The 16,290-nt window shown below is 51.8% G+C and carries 16 protein-coding genes; 8 read left to right on the forward strand and 8 right to left on the reverse strand.

What is annotated here, in order from left to right:
• Position 1 precedes the first annotated feature (1 nt).
• Positions 2 to 862: a UbiA prenyltransferase family protein gene (locus tag AC5FXQ_RS08980; RefSeq protein ID WP_493602128.1), complete on the forward strand. Its 861-nt coding sequence runs from the start codon at positions 2 to 4 to the stop codon at positions 860 to 862.
• On the opposite strand, the gene AC5FXQ_RS08985 is transcribed toward AC5FXQ_RS08980, so the two are convergent.
• The 4 genes from AC5FXQ_RS08985 to AC5FXQ_RS09000 all read right to left on the reverse strand — a co-directional run bounded on the left by AC5FXQ_RS08985 (position 859) and on the right by AC5FXQ_RS09000 (position 7,418).
• Entirely contained in the window at positions 859 to 2,370 is a 1,512-nt protein-coding gene (locus tag AC5FXQ_RS08985; RefSeq protein ID WP_493602129.1) for an NAD(P)H-hydrate dehydratase, read from the reverse strand. The two genes, AC5FXQ_RS08980 and AC5FXQ_RS08985, sit on opposite strands and share 4 nt — an antisense overlap.
• 345 nt (positions 2,371 to 2,715) lie before the next feature.
• The gene (locus AC5FXQ_RS08990; protein WP_493602130.1) at positions 2,716 to 5,130 is read right to left on the reverse strand and encodes a DUF5686 and carboxypeptidase-like regulatory domain-containing protein; all 2,415 of its coding nucleotides are present in this window, start codon (positions 5,128 to 5,130) and stop codon (positions 2,716 to 2,718) included.
• Between the two features lie 79 nt (positions 5,131 to 5,209).
• Positions 5,210 to 6,061: a phosphatase PAP2 family protein gene (locus tag AC5FXQ_RS08995; protein WP_493602131.1), complete on the reverse strand. Its 852-nt coding sequence runs from the start codon at positions 6,059 to 6,061 to the stop codon at positions 5,210 to 5,212.
• Positions 6,062 to 6,212: 151 nt separating this feature from the next.
• On the reverse strand, positions 6,213 to 7,418 hold the full coding sequence (locus AC5FXQ_RS09000; protein ID WP_493602132.1) for an NADH-quinone oxidoreductase subunit D: 1,206 nt from the start codon (positions 7,416 to 7,418) through the stop codon (positions 6,213 to 6,215).
• A 716-nt stretch (positions 7,419 to 8,134) separates the two neighbouring features.
• Here AC5FXQ_RS09000 and AC5FXQ_RS09005 point away from each other — a divergent pair.
• From AC5FXQ_RS09005 to AC5FXQ_RS09020, 4 genes are all read left to right on the forward strand, one after another.
• Complete coding sequence (locus AC5FXQ_RS09005) at positions 8,135 to 8,500, forward strand: hypothetical protein (protein WP_493602133.1); 366 nt, start codon at positions 8,135 to 8,137, stop codon at positions 8,498 to 8,500.
• 173 nt (positions 8,501 to 8,673) lie between these two features.
• Positions 8,674 to 9,354 (forward strand): 2'-5' RNA ligase family protein, encoded by a 681-nt coding sequence (locus AC5FXQ_RS09010; RefSeq protein ID WP_493602134.1) that lies wholly within the window; start codon positions 8,674 to 8,676, stop codon positions 9,352 to 9,354.
• 70 nt (positions 9,355 to 9,424) lie between these two features.
• Positions 9,425 to 10,177 (forward strand): energy transducer TonB, encoded by a 753-nt coding sequence (locus tag AC5FXQ_RS09015; protein ID WP_493602135.1) that lies wholly within the window; start codon positions 9,425 to 9,427, stop codon positions 10,175 to 10,177.
• 33 nt (positions 10,178 to 10,210) lie between these two features.
• Complete coding sequence (locus tag AC5FXQ_RS09020) at positions 10,211 to 10,663, forward strand: GNAT family N-acetyltransferase (RefSeq protein ID WP_493602136.1); 453 nt, start codon at positions 10,211 to 10,213, stop codon at positions 10,661 to 10,663.
• Positions 10,664 to 10,675: 12 nt separating this feature from the next.
• On the opposite strand, the gene AC5FXQ_RS09025 is transcribed toward AC5FXQ_RS09020, so the two are convergent.
• Genes AC5FXQ_RS09025 through AC5FXQ_RS09035 form a run of 3 tightly spaced genes read right to left on the reverse strand, consistent with a single transcriptional unit; the run spans position 10,676 to position 12,485 of the window.
• Entirely contained in the window at positions 10,676 to 11,275 is a 600-nt protein-coding gene (locus AC5FXQ_RS09025; RefSeq protein WP_493602137.1) for an NADH-quinone oxidoreductase subunit C, read from the reverse strand.
• A gap of 35 nt (positions 11,276 to 11,310) precedes the next feature.
• Complete coding sequence (gene nuoB / locus AC5FXQ_RS09030) at positions 11,311 to 11,937, reverse strand: NADH-quinone oxidoreductase subunit NuoB (protein WP_493602138.1); 627 nt, start codon at positions 11,935 to 11,937, stop codon at positions 11,311 to 11,313.
• 59 nt (positions 11,938 to 11,996) lie between these two features.
• Positions 11,997 to 12,485: an NADH-quinone oxidoreductase subunit A gene (locus AC5FXQ_RS09035; RefSeq protein WP_493602139.1), complete on the reverse strand. Its 489-nt coding sequence runs from the start codon at positions 12,483 to 12,485 to the stop codon at positions 11,997 to 11,999.
• 168 nt (positions 12,486 to 12,653) lie between these two features.
• Here AC5FXQ_RS09035 and AC5FXQ_RS09040 point away from each other — a divergent pair, with 168 nt between their 5' ends.
• On the forward strand, positions 12,654 to 14,078 hold the full coding sequence (locus AC5FXQ_RS09040) for a thioredoxin-like domain-containing protein (protein ID WP_493602140.1): 1,425 nt from the start codon (positions 12,654 to 12,656) through the stop codon (positions 14,076 to 14,078).
• A gap of 12 nt (positions 14,079 to 14,090) precedes the next feature.
• Here AC5FXQ_RS09040 and AC5FXQ_RS09045 read toward each other — a convergent pair whose 3' ends face one another.
• Positions 14,091 to 14,717 carry a YczE/YyaS/YitT family protein gene (locus AC5FXQ_RS09045; RefSeq protein WP_493602141.1) on the reverse strand — a complete coding sequence of 209 codons (627 nt, stop codon included), beginning with the start codon at positions 14,715 to 14,717 and terminating at the stop codon, positions 14,091 to 14,093.
• A gap of 285 nt (positions 14,718 to 15,002) precedes the next feature.
• Here AC5FXQ_RS09045 and AC5FXQ_RS09050 point away from each other — a divergent pair, with 285 nt between their 5' ends.
• Both AC5FXQ_RS09050 and AC5FXQ_RS09055 read left to right on the forward strand, forming a co-directional pair.
• A complete protein-coding gene (locus AC5FXQ_RS09050) occupies positions 15,003 to 15,554 on the forward strand; it encodes a hypothetical protein (protein WP_493602142.1) in 552 nt (183 codons plus the stop codon).
• A 28-nt stretch (positions 15,555 to 15,582) separates the two neighbouring features.
• Positions 15,583 to 16,263 carry a hypothetical protein gene (locus AC5FXQ_RS09055; RefSeq protein WP_493602143.1) on the forward strand — a complete coding sequence of 227 codons (681 nt, stop codon included), beginning with the start codon at positions 15,583 to 15,585 and terminating at the stop codon, positions 16,261 to 16,263.
• Positions 16,264 to 16,290 lie beyond the last annotated feature (27 nt).

A 16,290-nucleotide genomic window follows, 5' to 3' on the forward strand; every position in this document is an offset into this window, starting at 1 on the left:
GATGAGACGCCAACAGCCATTGGCAAGTTGGTTTAGAGCAGGTATAGAAGCCCTTCTCTACAGCAGTGTGTTCATTTCACTTTGCGCTTTCGGACTGACAGTAGAAACCTATCTGCTGACAGGCAATGAAGTATCACTCCCCATGGCGGGCTTTGTGTTTCTGGCGACGCTCTTTACCTACAACACCAGCAGCCTGCAGCGCACCTGGCGCGGGTGGGGAGCAGGTATAGCGGGGCAGTCTTGGAGCATTCGCTACCAACGGGAATTGGCCGTGCTGGCCTTATTGAGCCTGGTTGGTGCTGTTACCCTGTTCTTCCTTTACGAACTCCGGATTAACCTGTGGTTTGTGCTGGCGCTGGCGCTTATCTCGGTTGGCTATACGGTGCCGCTTGGGAGCAGCCGGATGAAGCCTTTCCGGAGCGTGCCGCTGCTGAAGGTGTTCTTGATCGCGTTGGTCTGGTCTGCCGTAACGGTGTTATTTCCTCTGATCGATGCAGCCGTTCAGTTGGACAGCCAGGTAATGCTAATATGGCTGCGGCGCTTCCTGTTTATCCTGGCGCTGGCCCTACTGTTCGACATACGCGACTACACCTACGACCGCCGCACCCGCACCCTTACCTTCCCCGGTTTGCTAGGCGAGCACTATACACGGTATTTGTCCCTCGGGCTCTTGACGCTATACCTGCTGCTGGTGCTGTTGACGGAGGAAGGAGCAGTACTGATCAGCTTGATGAGCGCCGCCCTGGTAGCTGGCCTGATTGTGTGGAATGCCTCAGAAGAAAAGCCCCGGATCTACTATGCATTGCTGGCCGATGGTGCTATGCTGGTTCATTTTGCTTTCGTATACCTGGCCGTGAGCTAAGAGCGGCTCAGGTGCTGAAATGCCTGTGGCAAATGCTGTATCACATCGGAGGCAATCAGGGCGATCTCTCCTACCGTTCCTTTGGCCAGATCACCTGCCAGCCCATGCAGGTACACACCAAGTAGGCAAGCCTCCTTCAAGGTATAGCCTTGTGCTACCAAGGCTGTCAGGATGCCGGTTAACACATCTCCGGTTCCACCCGTGGCCATACCTGCATTGCCAGTTGTGTTGAAGTAAATGTCTCCTTCCGGCGTGGCGATGGCCGAGTGGCTTCCTTTGAGCACCATATAGCATTGGTATACCCTGCAAAACTCCCGCAACTCCTCCAGCCTTTCATATTCATTGTTGCTTTTGCAGACCAATCGCTCAAACTCTTTGGGGTGAGGCGTGAAGATAATCTTTCCTTTCGGGAGATGGGCTTTGAGCTTGTCGCTGCTGGCGATCAGGTTAATGGCGTCGGCGTCGATGACCAGGGGCAGATCAGTGGTAGCCAGCAGTTGGCCCAACATGGTTTTAGTGATGCGCTCGGTGCCTATACCCGGGCCTATACCTATGGCATTAAACTTCTCCATAGACTCCGGCAGCCCGGATAAATGCTTGCGGTTGCTGTCAGGTAGAAGCATGGCCTCCGGCACAGCCGTTTGCAGCACGTCATAGCCAATGGCGGGAGCCTGCACGGTGAGCAGACCTACGCCGCTGCGCAAACAGGCTCTGGCCGCGAGCACTGCCGCTCCTATTTTACCATAGCCCCCACAAAGCAGCAGGGCATGTCCGTAGGTACCTTTGTGCGAGAATTTGGAGCGAGGCTTTAGCAGCTGCTGAACCTCTTTTTGCGTCACATACTGGAAGTTCGGCTCCGCCTCTGCAAGGTATGCAGGACTCAAGCCAATGCTGACGATGTGCCATTCTCCTACGTACTGCTCATGCTGTGGCAGAAAAAAAGCGAGCTTCGGCAACTCGAAGCTTACCGTATGATCTGCCTGCACAATCGCTCCCTCAGCGGGTGTCTGCTTATCGGTGTACAAACCCGAGGGAATGTCAATAGCGACGGTACAGTTGCTGTGCTTATTAAGCCAGTTGATCACATCGGCATAGAGTCCGGTAACAGGTCTGGAAAGGCCGGTGCCGAACAGGGCATCAATCACAAAGGCTTTGTCAGGTATGGCAGGCAAATTCTCTTTGCTGGTAATGTGGTGTGGCGGTACCTCGTGCGGTAGCCGCTCCATGTTGATCTGAAAATCCGGGGACGTCTGGCCGCCATCGTTGACCAGGTATAGCTGCACATCGTAGAGGCGTTGGTGTAGCAAACGGGCTACCACTAACCCATCACCGCCATTGTTGCCGGGCCCACAGAAGATACAAACAGGGTGTTCCGGTGTAAACTTGTTTTCCAGCCAACCTGCAAAGGCACGCGCAGCCCGTTCCATCAATTCTTCTGAAGCAATACCTTCCTCACTGATGGTCTGTGCATCAGCTTCACGGGTTTGTTGAGCGGATAGGATTTTCATACGTTATTTTTATACTTCTGAATCAGTAGATAGTTGTACGCATTTTGTGTTCCTATGCTTGGAAAGCGGGTATTTCAGGTATAGGAGCAAACAAGATACTAGCCTGCATCAGGTTGAGTTCAACAACCTAAAGATAGACTTTTTGCGTCCTCCCTTATTCTTTTGTCACCTGCTAAGAAAACACGCTCAAAATTTACTATCATTCTGTAAAAAAACTTGGTAGAAATAGAGGACCCTACCCCCGGGAGGTTAAGCCGATGCTATCTGCGGGGGTAGGAGCCCGCTATTACGAAGATCCTTTCAGGATGACAAAAAAGGACAGAATATAGAGACCTAATCCTGCTCTCAAAACGCCAGTGTTGCTGTGAGCTTCAGCTTCAGGTTATCTTTAGCCTGAGGGAGGGCGTAAGGGCCGTAGCGGTAAAAAGCGCCTACCCCAACACCAGAGAAGGCAGAGCTGATGATGTTGTTGAGCATCAATCCGGATTCGAAAAAGCCTTTGCGCATGTTGGCATACTGTAAGGGCTCTAAATCAGGTATAGACTGGCGCAGGTCGCCAATGCCCATGTTCTGCACGAGCACCAGGTCAGGCTTGAAGAGCTTGGTGTTGAGCAGGCGCTTGCCCAGGTCCTGGCGCAGAAACAAGGCTACGTAGCGATCAGAAAAAAACTCGTATGGGCGCATCGTCTCAAAGCCTTCGCCGGCATATACGTTGTAGTTGGAGCTGTAGCTGCCGTAGCCATTGTATAGGCTCACAAAAGGGGCGTCGCCCTGTACTAAGCCGCTTGCCAGCACAAAACTGGTCTCTCCTAAGCTGCGCTGCCGGAAGGAGCCTTCGGCACGTAGGTCGAGCTTGTTGTAGGTATAGCCGTCACTATCCAGGCCGTCAATACCCTTGGTGTATTGCAACCAGAGCACAGGGTAGCGGGTGGGCATGGGCATTGTGCGGTTGAACAGCTGCATGTACTGCTCGCCATAGGCGAAGCGCAAGCCCGTCGTTACCTCGGCCAGATTGAACTCTGGCGTACCTATACCTGACTCCGGGGCAAAAAGCGGTAAGGTAGGCCGGCGCTGCTCCTGCCGTATACCTGCCTGCCACTGTACATAGCGCAGCATGCGCCCACTCAGGCCGGCGCTTCGCTGGGTGGTGTAATCCAGATTGGGTAGTAAAGCAGGACGCAGATCGCTGAGCAGCCCACGCTCCCTGAAAGGCAATCGACGACCACCCGGCTCTGCTACATCTTCAGCGTAAGCGGCCGAAAGCGTGAGTTCCGATGGCTTGTGCAGTTTAACGGCGGCATCAGCTCCATATTTATGCTCCTTGTCGCGCAGACCATAGCCCCAGTAACCACCTATAGAGAAGCGCTCCGAAAACAGGTTGTTGGTATGAGCGCCTATACCCAGTCGCATCCCTTCAAATCGACTCACCTTAAGCAATCGGTTCAGGTCCAGACTAATGGGACCGATGGGGAGCTGCTTGGCCATCAGATATTCCATGGTGCGGATGGTGCGGTCCAGCTTTTGCGCCTGCCCCACACTGTCGAGGCGCTGGTAAGTGGTCTGCTCTTTTGAGGAAAGTGAGTCGGGGCGGTAAACTTGCCAGAGTTGCTCCGGCTGTCGCCAGGCATCCGGGCGTTGCTCCAGGGCAATCACCCCGAAATCGTTGCGCCGCAGGGGTGGGTCCAGGTTTACGTTGGTGATGTAGGTGCGAATGTGCCCGTACGGCTGGTGCCCCCGCATGTAAATCTGCTGCACGGTAATCTCCACATCCAGCTCCGCAGGAAACCACTGCCGGTTATCGACTTTCACAAATTGCTGCTGCAGCTTCAGGCCCCGTTTGTCATCAGCGTGCGACTCAGCCAGCACGTTCTGCACGGCCCAGCCATCGCTGTTGATGTAGAGCAGTCCTTTCAGGCCGTTGAAGTTCTTGCCGGGCTGCGGCGCATACGAGATGATAAAAACAGTGTCTGCTCCCACCACAGCCGTTTCCTGAAGCACAAAGTCATAGCGCCTGATGCTGCCATTGCTCAGGGGGCTCAGGTAGCGCTTCCCGAAGAATACCGGCATGTCATCATACACAGAAAATTCCCGAGCCTCAGCGGCCACTACGCCAAAGCTCGGCTGCTGCAGCCCCGACACACGGGTTGCCAGTATCGTTTCCTTTGAGAGATTCTTGCCAAGTTGTGCATAGTTGGTGATACTCTCCATCAGGAAGAGGTGCTGTTTGGTCAGCAGATCACGCATGCGCAAAAAAGAAGAGTCCTGCTCTGAAAGACGGAGGGTATCGCGCAGGTCGAGATCATCCGGTGCGTTGGCAGTCAGGATAAACTTGTTGTAGGTGCGGTAGGTATAAGCCGGAATGTTATCGAGGCGGTGGCGGTCACGGTTCTGGTTAGCCAGCTGGATGATGCGGTGTGCCGGATTTATACCTGACCGGATCACCACTTCCTGCAACTGGGCCGCCGACGGACGCAGAGCAATGTTGAGCTGCGACAGCGAATCGACCGGCACCGTTTGCGGGGTATAGCCTACGTAGCTGAAGCGCAGACTGGTAATGGGGCGGTTGTGGCGGAGCTGGTACTGGCCGTCCAGGTTCGAGGTCGTACCTGTTTCGCCTCCATTGACCACGATGCTCACAAACGGAAGCCGTTCCCGGGTGTTGGCATCGCGCACCGTGCCCTGCACACTGTATACCTGCGCCAGGGAGGTGGCGGTACAGAGCAGAAGTTGCAGTAGCAGGAGCAGTCGGAGTGTTGGCATGCAGTAAATATAAAAAAGAATTGGCGCCTCCCCATAGGCAGAGAGACGCCAGGCTATACCTGATGTACAGGATGCATGTTTAGAAAGTAACGGACATGGCCATGCCCATTTGCCCATTTGGCAGCACAGTCGGGTACATGGCCGTGTTCAGACCGCCACCTTTGGTGAGTTTGGCTTGCACCCAGTAGACAGTATTCACGGAGATGATGCCAACACCTGCACCCGCCAGCACATCCGACATCCAGTGGGCATTGTTGAGCACGCGCAGCACACCGGTGCCGCCTGCTATACCATAGCTTACCACACTTACCCAGAGGCTCTTGTGCCGGAACTCCTTGTCCATGAAAGTGGCGATCGTGAAGGCGTAGGCCGTATGACCGGAGGGGAAGGCATAAGGTTTTCCGTTGGGCCTGTCTCTGTCTGTAAGCTTCTTAGTGGGCCAGACAAGAGCCGATGCCAGTGCTCCGGAAGAAAGGAGCAGCACCGTTTGTCGCCCAAGTTCGTGCCTGTTCTGTGACGATATGATGTTGAAACCATAGAGGCCTACCAGTGGCGCAAGCATGGCGAAGTCATCGGCGTTGGTTGCAAACTTAGGGAAGACCCTGGTTCTGTAGTTGAACACATCATCACTACTCAGGATGCCGCGCCCTCCCATGGTGTAGATACCAGCACCGATCAGTGCTGCGGCAGGTATAACAGCCCGCTTCAGGTAGCGTTTGTTGTCACCCTCCAGGCGCTGCGACTCTGTAAAAGGATTTTTCTGACCAGGGAGTACCGTGTCGGCAGGAAGCGTAAAGAAATCTACGCCTACACTCCTTAGCGTATCTGTCTTCGGCTTCTGCTGCGGAGGCTTTTGCACCTGCGCCATGGCTGTGGCAGGCCCGAAAAGTACACTAATCCAAAGAAGATGTATCGTTAATAGCTTGTTCAATCTTATATGCATGCTACAGGAAATTCGTCTGACCCTCAAAGTACAACAAAAGGCACATCAGTGAATTTTAACGGCTACTATTGCCATGGGTTTTAAATGGGAGCTACAATGTATTCCAATGGACAACTACCAGTCAGAAGTAGCGGGTGGCTTACCTGTCCAGCTCCCCCAAAACGATATCTACAGAGCCTACAATAGCAATGAGGTCGGCCACCATGCAGCCCCTGGCGATTTCGTGCAGCACCGACAGGTTGGAGAAGCAGGGAGAGCGGCCATGGCAGCGGAAAGGTACGTCGCTGCGGTCGGTGGTGCGGAAGAAGTAGCCCAGTTCTCCACGAGGTGTTTCGCCCCGGAAGTAGAGTTCCTGCGTACCGGTCATGCGCATCTTCTTAGGGCAGGCCGCCTGCGGATCGAAGTCTGGGGTGCGCTTGTGCTCACCCAGCAACCTGTCGAGGCACTGGCTGATGATCTTAACCGACTCGCGGCACTCGAGCGCCCGCACATAGTTGCGGTCCCAGCAGTCGCCGGTGCTGCCCATGGTGCCTTCGCCGATCGGCACTTCAAACTCCAGCTCGGGGTATACGCTATACCCATCGACGCGGCGCAGGTCGTGGCGCAGGCCGGAGCCACGCAGCATCGGGCCGGAGCAACCGTAGTTGATGGCCACATCCAGCGGCAGCACGCCCACGTTGGCGGTACGATCAATGAAGATCTTGTTCGTGAGCAGGATCGTGTCGAGCTCATCAAGCTTGGGCTGCAGGTAATTGATAAACTCACGGCAGCGCTCCTCAAAGCCGATGGGCAGGTCGTAGTACAGACCTCCCACCCAGATGTAATTGTAGAGCATGCGGGCTCCGGAAGTCCACTCGAGCAGGCGCTGGATGTGCTCCCGGTCGCGCAGCAGCCACAGAAAAGGCGTAAAAGCCCCGATGTCGATGGCGTAGGTGCCAATGGCCAGAAAGTGCGACGCGATGCGGTTGAGCTCCGTTACCAGCACCCGGATATACTCGACCCGCTTCGGAATCTGGTCTGTTATACCTAATAACTTCTCTACGCCCATGCACCACACATGCTCTGAGTTCATGGCGGCCAGGTAGTCCATGCGGTCCACGTAGGGGATGGTTTGGTTGTAGGCCATGCTCTCAGCGTGTTTCTCGAAGCAGCGGTGCAAATAGCCGATGTGGGGCGCTACATTGGTAATAATTTCCCCGTCTGTGACTACCTCGAGGCGCAGGACACCGTGCGTGCTCGGGTGCTGCGGCCCCATGTTCACGATCATCTCGCCCGCCTGCAGGTTATCCAGGCTGAACTTGTTCGGCTCCGACTGCAGCAGGTATTCTTTATGCGTGGTAGACAAAGGGAATGAATTAATAGCTTATGTATTATGTGTTAGACAAAGTTCGGAAAATTGGGGGAATTTTGGAGGGGTTTGTTTGGAAGAAGATAATGACGAAAGGCAGGTATATTCTAACTTCTATATAGTATATTCTGTAATCCAGTTCCGGTTATCTGTTAAAAACGACAAAAAGCGGGATGTTTATTCCGTTTATATACTAGTTACCCTTAATTGCTCCAAAATAAATCCGGCCGATTAATTTCGGAGCAAGAAAATTAAATAAATAGGGGAAAATGTTGTGGGTAGCGGACTATAATGCAACGTGAAAAATGTGGCGCGGACTGACAAATAGAATGGATAAATAGGAACTGGATTATTAGAGCAGAGTTTAACCGTTATATTCGGTCCTTGGAAAGCGCAAATCGGACCGACAGGCAAAATGGATAAAAAGCGGACTTGCTCACTCGGATTAATCACAACGTAATAATATACCCAGCGGACTTTTAATCAGGCGTGATAAAAAAAATTGGTTGAAAACGTGCTTACTCTTGCGTGTCGCAAACAAGGGTAACAACATATAAAAACAATGCTTAATTTGATCTTGAATCGAAATTCTGTGTTCGCCGGCTCAGCGGATTGTCCTGCGGACAATCACGCAGGCCCGCTCGCACAGTTTTTATACGAGACGTTGACCGGAAGTTCCACAAAATCTTTAATGATAAACTAAAACCATAAGAATGAAAAAATCTGCTTCCATAATTTTGGTGATTCTTCTAATTTCCTTGTCCAGCTGTTCAGAAATGACTGGAGAATTTAAATACATGAATCGACTAAAGAAATCTATAGCCGAAAAATATGAAACAGAGAAAGTCGAAATAAACATCAAAAACAGTAATGAATTGATTGTGTCACTTATTGACCCAAAATTTGATGATTACACTCCAGCGAAGAAAGAACAAATTTCTCGAGAAATTGGAAAGCTGGCGCAGGAGCTTAGAGAAGATAAGGAAAAGATAAAATCTGGTGTGGTGAATTTCCGGGATGAAGAAAATTATGGTATAGCTAAAACCAGCAGCACGGAAGCTTTCCAGATGTACGAATAGCCAAACCTACGCCCAGCAGTATATAAAACAGTGCTTAATTTGGTCTCAATTTAAAAATTCTTGCTCACTTGTTGCGCTGATTGCCCTACGAACAATCAAGCTCACCCGCTCGCACTGTTTTTAAACGAGACGTTCCACTCTAAAAACCTCCCAATTACTTCAAAAATTGCTGTATGGATTTACAGGAGCATTATCATAAACTCTATCAGGATGCAGTTCGCAGCATACGATCAGATGCTTATCAGATTGACGAGTTGATTGATTCTGCGAGTGACAACAGATTTGGGATCACCCTTTTACTGCGGCCAGATGATGTTGTAAAAGGAGAGATTCAAAAGGTGCTCTCTAAACTTAAGCTGATCGAACCAAACCAGTATTTTTATCGGAACTCAGATCTACATGTAACCGTGATGTCGATCATTTCATGTTATGATGGCTTCGATCTGGGGCAGATTCGGGTGGAAGACTACATTGAGACTGTTCGGAAAAGCATAAAAGAGTCAGGTGCCTTTGAAATTGAATTCATAGGGCTTACTGCTTCTCCATCCTGTCTGATGGTGCAAGGCTTTTTAGCGGATAATACGCTTAGCCAGCTTCGTGACAACCTGAGAAGCAACTTCCAGGATTCTGGTTTAGAGCAGTCCATTGATAAGCGCTATACCATACAAACAGCCCACTCGACAGTAGTTAGGTTTAAGGAAAAACTTAGGAACAAAGAAGAATTTCTAAGCACAATAGAGGCGTATCGGGATCATTACTTTGGCACATCTACAGTCAATACGATCGAGTTAGTCTATAATGACTGGTATCAGCGGAAGGAATATGTGAAAACATTATGCAAATTTGAGCTGTAATAGCCCGCTGCCGAACATGATTTATAGCGAGGCTATAGCTTTATAAGGTGCTTTTTAACAAACCGTCACAATGCCAAAATCAATACTCATCCTACTACTCCTTCTCCCGACGCTTGTGCTGGGGCAGGCAACCGTCGAAGTCACCAGGGAGCACCAGAACCCTTATTTCAGGGAAGTGTACCATGTTCAGAAAGCAGATAACTCCACTCGGGAAGGCAGATACCAGAAAATAGGCTATACAGGGGAATTACTGGAAGATGGTTTTTACAGAGGAGGGCTCAAAGATAGCCTTTGGGTAGAGTACCAAAGAGGTGCTGGGAATGCCAGCCAGCCAAAAGCCAAAGGGGCTTACGCAGCTGATCACAAGGTTGGAATCTGGGAGTTTTATAACTCCAAAGGAGAACTGGAGCAGCAGTATGATTACAGCAAAAACGAGATAGCTTACTTCAAGCTCGAGGATAAAGAAAAAAACAAAGTATACCGTGTGCTGGATGGTAAAGGTAAGACTAAAGCGAAGTTAGACAGGCCCCCGCTGTACATCGGAGGCTCAGCCATGATGTGGGGCACAGTGCTGCGTAACGTCCGATACCCGCGGGATGCACAGCGCAAAGGTATTTCGGGAGAGGTGCAGGTTGCCTTTACGATCGATAGTGAAGGAAAAACAGCAGATCACAGAGTAATAAAAGGAATAGGCTATGGTTGCGACGAGGAAGCGCTCAGGGTAGTGAAGGCTGTACCCGATGCCTGGCTTCCCGGGATCTTAAACGGGCAGGCCATACCTGTTGAGTACGTGGTGCCGATCAGATTCTTCATCAAAAACTAAGTGCTCAGCCTGTCTATACTACCTGCTCAACCCATGCTATACCTGAAAAGAACCGATTCGGACGATCCTGACTTTGTAGCGCTTGTCAGATTACTCGATGCGGACCTGGCTATACGTGACGGAGAAGAGCACGCCTTTTATGCGCAGTACAACAAGATCGACAAGATAAAGTATGTCGTGCTGGCTTACGAGAACGGGAAAGTCCTGGGCTGTGGTGCGATCAAAGAATACGAGCCCGATACCATGGAAGTGAAACGCATGTATGTGCTGCCAACCGGAAGAAACAAAGGTATAGCCAGCCAGGTACTGGCCGAACTGGAGAAGTGGGCTCGGGAGCTTTCCTACACCCGGTGTGTTTTAGAAACCGGCCTGAAACAGCCTGAAGCCATCAGACTCTACAAAAAGAACGGCTATGAGCTAATTTCGAACTATGGGCAATATGCGGGGGTGGAGAACAGCGTGTGCTTCGAGAAGGTGATAAACTAAATTTTATCCCTGCTACGCCCCCGGCTTCTCTCGCTTATCACCGAACGGATCTTCTGAAGAAATCAGCTGTGCCGGCTCACCTCTAAAGCCGCTGTACTCATTATGGTTGTCGTAAGGCACTTTGATGCCGTGGTAGTAGTCCTGTAGCTTGTAATCTTTGCGGAGGGGGTGGCCTTCCCAGTCGGCTGCGCAGAGGATACGGCGCATGTCAGGGTGATCTTTGAAGAGGATGCCCACCAGGTCGAAGATCTCGCGCTCGTGCCAGTCGGCGGTGCGCCAGATGTGGCTCACAGTTGGCACAACAGGTATAGGCTGCTCCGAAGTGTTGTTGCGCGGCACGATCACTTTGAGCATCAGGTGGTGGTCGTAAGGTATAGAGTAGAGGTTATACGCGACTTCCATGGTGCCTGCTTCCGGACCATTGTCTATACCTGTCACGCTGGAGAGAAAATCGAAATAAGTCGCTTTGTTGTCGTGCAGCTCGAGGCATACCTCCGCCAGTCGCTCCGTCTGAAGCACCAGGTAGGGCTGCAGATTGTCGGTGTTCTCCGAAACGATCGCCTCCGCACCAAACTGCGCTGCTATAAAGTCCTTTATCTCCTTGAAAAGCATAGCTTTTTTGATCTTTGAATGAGTGATTATCGAGGTCAGCTAATCGGGTCTTGCTTCTCTGGGCCCCCATTTGCCACACTCAGCTCACCGCCATCCGGTTGTTCTGTTGCCGCTGCTGTTCCCTCATGACGTATACCTGTGTTCTGCATTCTCTTTGCCATGATCTGCTGCACGGCTCTGGGTTCGCGGATAGTTTCCTGGCGGATGATCTCCTGCAGGCGCAGGAAGCCACCGATGAGAGCCTCCGGCCTTGGCGGACAACCTGGTACGTACACGTCTACAGGTATAATGCGATCCACACCCTTCACCACATGGTAGCCATGCTCCCAGTAGGGACCGCCGCAATTGGAGCAGCTGCCCATCGAGATCACGTAGCGCGGCTCCGGCATCTGCTCGTAGAGGCGGCGCACGCGGTCAGCCATCTTAAAGGTCACGGTACCGGCCACAATCATCACATCTGACTGACGAGGCGAGGCACGGGGGATAATGCCGAAGCGATCGAGGTCGTAGCCGGAGGCATAAGCTCCCATCATCTCGATGGCGCAACAGGCCAGACCAAAACCCATCGGGAACAGCGAGGTCAGTCGCGCCCAGTTGAGCAGGTCGTCCAGTTTGGTGATGATCACACCGCCTTCTCCCGTCTTGTCCTGTGGTATATTCAAATCAGAATGATCAATTAGATGTTTTTCTCCTTCGTCACAAAGTCTTCTTTCCCTGAGAGCTACTTCTTTACCTCGTATTTCCGCTCGTTCACACGCTGGTATACGTCCATAGGTATACGGGAGCGACTCTGCGGCACTACCGGTTTAGGCTTGATCCAGTCGAGGTGGCCTTTCACCCAGGCATAGGCCAGACCTAGCGCCAGCACACCGATGAAGATGAACATCTCGATCAGGGCAAACCAGCCCCATACGCCGTCGGTAGCCTCGATCAGGTCGCGGCGTCCGAACACCGTGGCCCACGGAAACAGGAAAGCCAGTTCTACATCAAAAATGATGAAGATAAGCGCCACCACATAAAACCGCGGGTTAAACTGCACCCAGGAATTGCCGATCGGCTCTTCGCCCGACTCGTAAGTGGTCAGTTTCTCGGGGTTAGGTCTGCTGGGGCGGATAAGCCTGGCGGTAAACAGACCGATCACTACAAAGATCGCTCCCCCAATCAGGAAAAGCAGGATCGTTCCGAAATCAGACAGGTAGGTTTCCTCCATAGCGCCGCAGCAGTTTTACACAAATTTACGATAAAATAACTTCTTGGCATAAGCGCTGTTTTGGCTGCAGCATATATATACAAATGCCGCCTGCTGGCGTTATACAAACAACCTTTCCTGACCTATACCTGTACCAAATAATCCACGATACCTAAACCAAACTGCGCTATGCTAACCGGACGCGTCAATGCACCAGAGATCAACACCCCGCACGGCTGGCTCAACACCGACCGGAGCTGGTCTATCAAAGACTTCAGAGGCAAGATCGTGTTACTGGACTTCTGGACCTTCGGCTGTATCAACTGTCAGCACATCGTGCCCGACCTGAAGCGACTGGAGGATGAGTTTGCCGATGTGCTGGTCGTGATCGGGGTACACTCGGCCAAGTTCGATGCAGAAAAGCAGACCGAAACCATCCGACAGGCCATACAGAAGTTCGGGGTGGAGCATCCGGTGGTGAACGACGCCGACTTTGCCATCTGGAACCAGTACGGCGTAAAAGCCTGGCCGACTACGGTGCTTATCGACCCAAATGGCAAGGTGGTGGGGCAGCATGCCGGAGAGGGCGTGTACGATACGGTTCGGCCTTATATCCAGCGTATGAAAGAGGAATTTATAGACGAGCTCAACCAGACGCCTATACCTGTGCAGCCTGAGGCTAAAGAAGCAGGTGTTCTGTACTTTCCTTCCAAACTGATCAGCGATGCGGAGGGCAATCTGTACCTGTCTGACAGCGGGCACAACCGTATCCTGAAGCTAAACCAACAAGGCCAGGTGCTGGAGGTGATCGGCAGTGGAGAAAGAAGCTTCCACAACGGCAGTTATGCTGAGGCGACCTTTAACGAACCACATGGTTTGGCTTTGCATGACGGTGTGCTTTATGTGGCCGATGCCAAAAACAACGCCATCCGCAAAGTGGACCTGCAGCACCGCATGGTGAGCACCGCCGCCGGCACCGGTGAACTGGAGTACTACTTCCACGACGAGAAGCGGCAGGAGCCTGTCAACCCCAACAGCCCCTGGGACCTGCTCATACACGGGCGCAGCATGTTCATCGCCAATGCAGGCAACCACCAGATCCTGCGCATGGACCTCGAGACCGAGCAGGTATACCGCTTTGCCGGTAGCGGTCGAGAAGCCCTCACCGACGGCCTCCTGGACGAAGCTGCCTTCAACCAGCCCAGCGGACTTTCCATTCGGGGCGAAGTGCTTTACGTGGCCGATGCCGAAGCCAGTGCCATCCGTACTGTCAACCTCAAGACAGGTATGGTGCTCACTCCGCTGGGCCGTGGCCTGTTTGATTTTGGGGACGTGGATGGGCATGTAGACGATGCCCTGCTGCAGCACTGCGTCGGCCTGGAGGTGATCGACAGCGACGTGTACATCGCCGACACCTACAATGGCAAGATCAAGGTGCTCGACATGGAGCGGCACCGCGTCCGCACCCTAACAGACGGCTTGCACGAACCCAACGATGTGCTATACCTGAACGGCCACCTCTGGGTAACCAGCACCAACAGCCATCAACTCTACCAGATCGACCTGAATACAGGAGCGAAAGAAGAAGTGAAAGTGAGGCAGTTTGGGAGTTGAGGGATTGGGGAGTTATACCTTGACAGGCTGCTCGATCAGGTTGTTGCGCACTCTCTGGAAGAAGCGGAGCGTCACCTGGAAGATCGGGCTCATGATGAAGGTATAGAAGAAGGTGGCGATAAAGATCGGTCCGCCCAACACATAGCCTATGCCCAGGATCACGCACTCTACCATGATGCGGGTGCGGCTGACAGACATACTGATCCGCTCCGACAAAGCCAGCATGAACCCATCACGCGGACCGGCACCCACACCACCCGCAACATACATTCCTCCGGCTATGCCTGCTATCACCACTGAGACAGCCAGATTCAGGTAGTCGAGCGGCGTGTTGGTAGCCGATGGCAGGATGTCGAGCCAGAGGAACATGTCCATGAACGGCCCGACAAGCATCGCATTGAGGAAGGTGCCTATGTTGATATACTTTCGGTTGATGAACCAGGAGATAACCACAAAAAACAGCCCCACAATTACGCTCCAGGTACCAATCGTAAAGCCGATGTGTTGAAACAGGGCCACATTGAGCACCTCCCAGGGGTGCAGACCCAGGTACTTCACCTTCACGGCAATGGCATTGGCAAAGCCGAACAGCAGCAATCCAAGGAAGAAAAAACTATAGCTAACTACTTTTTCGCGCATAATCAGGTGGCCCTGTTTATAGCAGGAGCCGGGTTAGAACAAATTCGGGCGCAAGAAAGTTAATTTTGGCCGCAATAAGAACGAAGTCAGGGAGCCAAATACATATTGTAGTGGGTGATTACCAGATTTAACAAATAAGTATTATATTCAAAGACTGAAAAGTCTTATTAAGTTGATAAAACGATTATGATATTGAGGTGGGCTTATACTTGCTGTTTTTGTCTGCTTCTTGGTTCCGGAGCATTTGCTCAAACTGAGATAGTCGATTACATGGGCCGCCCCATTATGGCAAAGCAGTACCTGGATGTAAAGGGCTCGCCTTACCTGAATGACGAGTGGCAGGAGGGCTGGGTTAAGCTGGAGGACGGGAAAGAGTATATCGGCGTTCGGCTAAAGTATGACCAGGTAGCGGATGAGCTGATGTTCAGCAACAAGAAAGGTGAGGCGCAGTTGTTTGTACAGCCTGTTGTGGAATTTGAGCTGATGAAGCGCTTGTTCATGAAGGGGTATGAACCCGTAGATGCTACGCCTTTAGATGCATTTTATGAAGTACTGGCCGATGGCCCTACACAACTTTTGAAGCGTACAACTAAAACAGTGCACGAAGAGGTGCCTTATAGCTCAGCTACAAAAGTAAGAAGCATTATAGAGCAGCAAAATTACTACCTGGCCAATCGGGAAGGAAAACTGACTAAACTAAAAAAGGACAAGAAGTCGCTGATCCAGGCAATAGGCAACAGGCAGACTGAACTTGAAGCTTATGTGAAGGCCAATCGCCTGGACCTAAGGCAGGAGCAGGACATGGCCAGGCTGGTAACGTACTATAATAACCTGTAATCTTATTTTCAACTTAAAAGAACGCCCTATGAAAGCTGTCTTCTTACGATTCGGTTTAGTGATGCTGGTCGGCTGTTGCTTTAGCCTGCAGGCGAGTGCGCAGTTCACGCATACTAACGACATGGAGGCCCGTCCGGTGCACGAGTACAACACCATCACCATGGTAGGCTCACCGTACCTGCACAAAGACTGGGCGAAAGGCTCGTTGACACTCAAGAGCGGCACCGTATACCAGGGCATCGACCTGATGTATGACCAGGTGAAGGACGCCATCATCTTCAAGACAAAGAACGGAGACGTGAAGGAACTGCTGGAGCCGGTGCAGGAGTTTAAGATAGGGTATATCGAAAACAACCAACCCGTAGAGCGCACTTTCCGCTCAGGGTATAGTGGCGATGGCGTGTCGGCCAATGCTTTTATGGAAGTGCTGGCTGACGGGCAGGTGTCGCTTCTGAAGCGTACTTCCAAAAAGATATTTGACCGCAAGCACTACAGCTCGGCCACCATCGACAGAGAAGTGCAGGAAAGCGAAGACTATTACATCGCAGTGGGCGACAAAGCGGTGAAAGTGAAGAAATCAAAAAACTCCCTGCTTTCTGCCATACCTGATAAAAAAGACTACCTGGAAACTTACATCAAATCGAATGCGCTGAACCTGCGCAACGACAGCGACATGGCCAAGCTGGTTGCCTATTACAACTCGCTGTAGACTTCCGTAAAGCTTGTTAAGAATATT

The organism is Pontibacter sp. LHS1 (genome assembly GCF_058932855.1).

Bases quoted from the DNA above. Each gene is read 5' to 3' on its own strand.
- AC5FXQ_RS08980 (WP_493602128.1), top strand. From the start codon at position 2: ATGAGACGCCAACAGCCATTGGCAAGTTGGTTTAGAGCAGGTATAGAA.
- AC5FXQ_RS08985 (WP_493602129.1), bottom strand. From the start codon at position 2,370: ATGAAAATCCTATCCGCTCAACAAACCCGTGAAGCTGATGCACAGACC.
- AC5FXQ_RS08990 (WP_493602130.1), bottom strand. From the start codon at position 5,130: ATGCCAACACTCCGACTGCTCCTGCTACTGCAACTTCTGCTCTGTACC.
- AC5FXQ_RS09005 (WP_493602133.1), top strand. From the start codon at position 8,135: ATGAAAAAATCTGCTTCCATAATTTTGGTGATTCTTCTAATTTCCTTG.
- AC5FXQ_RS09010 (WP_493602134.1), top strand. From the start codon at position 8,674: ATGGATTTACAGGAGCATTATCATAAACTCTATCAGGATGCAGTTCGC.
- AC5FXQ_RS09015 (WP_493602135.1), top strand. From the start codon at position 9,425: ATGCCAAAATCAATACTCATCCTACTACTCCTTCTCCCGACGCTTGTG.
- AC5FXQ_RS09020 (WP_493602136.1), top strand. From the start codon at position 10,211: ATGCTATACCTGAAAAGAACCGATTCGGACGATCCTGACTTTGTAGCG.
- AC5FXQ_RS09025 (WP_493602137.1), bottom strand. From the start codon at position 11,275: ATGCTTTTCAAGGAGATAAAGGACTTTATAGCAGCGCAGTTTGGTGCG.
- AC5FXQ_RS09035 (WP_493602139.1), bottom strand. From the start codon at position 12,485: ATGGAGGAAACCTACCTGTCTGATTTCGGAACGATCCTGCTTTTCCTG.
- AC5FXQ_RS09040 (WP_493602140.1), top strand. From the start codon at position 12,654: ATGCTAACCGGACGCGTCAATGCACCAGAGATCAACACCCCGCACGGC.
- AC5FXQ_RS09045 (WP_493602141.1), bottom strand. From the start codon at position 14,717: ATGCGCGAAAAAGTAGTTAGCTATAGTTTTTTCTTCCTTGGATTGCTG.
- AC5FXQ_RS09050 (WP_493602142.1), top strand. From the start codon at position 15,003: ATGGCAAAGCAGTACCTGGATGTAAAGGGCTCGCCTTACCTGAATGAC.
- AC5FXQ_RS09055 (WP_493602143.1), top strand. From the start codon at position 15,583: ATGAAAGCTGTCTTCTTACGATTCGGTTTAGTGATGCTGGTCGGCTGT.